This is a genomic window from Streptomyces calidiresistens (genome assembly GCF_014141525.1).
GTDB classification, from domain to species: Bacteria; Actinomycetota; Actinomycetes; order Streptomycetales; family Streptomycetaceae; genus Streptomyces; species Streptomyces calidiresistens.
In genome coordinates this window covers 1-1,155 of the sequence record NZ_VKHS01001196.1, presented here as the reverse complement: position 1 = coordinate 1,155, position 1,155 = coordinate 1, and the positions used below count along the sequence as shown (strand labels likewise).

Annotated in this window: 2 protein-coding genes; both read right to left on the bottom strand. The window is 73.0% G+C overall.

All coding sequences use genetic code 11. The features are described from left to right. Nucleotides 1-73: 73 nt before the first annotated feature. The gene (locus FOE67_RS26345) at nucleotides 74-544 is read right to left on the bottom strand and encodes a peptidylprolyl isomerase (protein WP_228474324.1); all 471 of its coding nucleotides are present in this window, start codon (nucleotides 542-544) and stop codon (nucleotides 74-76) included. A 316-nt stretch (nucleotides 545-860) separates the two neighbouring features. Beyond that, nucleotides 861-1,155 (bottom strand): ATP-binding protein (locus tag FOE67_RS26340; RefSeq protein WP_498370724.1); only part of this gene is annotated, 295 nt, incomplete at its 5' end.

Below are 1,155 nucleotides of genomic sequence, written 5' to 3'. Positions count from 1 at the left end.
GGGGTGCGGCGCGACGGCCCGTTCCCCGGGGTACCGCCGTGGTGCGGCGAGCCGGGAGGGGGTGCGAGGGGGATCAGTTGATCTCGATGCCCTCGATCACCACGTCCTCCACCGGCTTGTCGTTCGGGCCGGTCTCGGTGGCGGCGATCTCGTCCACCACCGCCTGGCTGTCGGGGTCGGTGACCTCGCCGAAGATGGTGTGCAACTGGTTCAGGTGCGGGGTCTCCTCGACCGTGATGAAGAACTGCGAACCGTTGGTGCCGGGACCGGCGTTGGCCATCGCCAGCAGGTACGGACGGTCGAACACCAGCTCATCGGTGAACTCGTCCTGGAACCGGTAGCCCGGGCCGCCCATGCCGCTGCCCAGCGGGTCGCCGCCCTGGATCATGAAGCCGTCGATCACCCGGTGGAAGATCGTGCCGTCGTACAGCGGCTCGTCCCCCTCCTGGCCCTCCCACTCCTGGGTGCCGGTGGCCAGACCGACGAAGTTCGCCACGGTCACCGGGGCCTCGTCCTCGAAGAGCGTCACCTCGATGTCGCCCATGCTGGTGCGGATCGTCGCCGAGGAGGCGGTCTCGGTGACGGTCGGGCCGGTGAGCCCCTCCTCGCCGGCACCGGGCTCGGTCCCCGGCTCCGTCCCCTCGTCGGCGCCCTCCCCGGCTTCCGTCTCGGCGCCGGTGTCGGTGCCGTTGGCGGCGGAGTCACCGTCCCCGTCGTCCGAACCACAGGCGGTGACCAGCCCCAGGCAGAGCATCGAGGCCAACAGCGGGGCAACCAGACGGCGGCGGGTGCGGATCACGGGGGACAGCCCTTCTCTCGGAGTGGGGGTGGACCCGCGCGCGGGTCCCCGAACGGGCCCATCATGCCCCACCCGTCCTCTCCTGCCACCCCCGTGCCGACCCCGTTCCGGGCACACCCCCGACGCTTTCCGGCCGGTACTCGCACCACACCGTCTTCGTCGGCACCCCGTCCACCGCCGCGGTCGTCACGCCCCAGCGCTCGGCCAACGCCGCCACCAGGCCCACCCCGCGTCCCGCCGTCGCCGCCGGGCCGGGGCGTCGGGTGACGGGCAGCCGGTCCGGCCGTCCGTCCCACACCTCCACCCGGACCGGATCGTCACCGGGCTCCCACCCGTCCCCGGCGAAGGGGGTCCCC

What these genes read in the sequence shown, in the direction of transcription:
- FOE67_RS26345 (WP_228474324.1), bottom strand. Translation starts at nt 544, where the DNA reads ATGGGCGACATCGAGGTGACGCTCTTCGAGGACGAGGCCCCGGTGACC.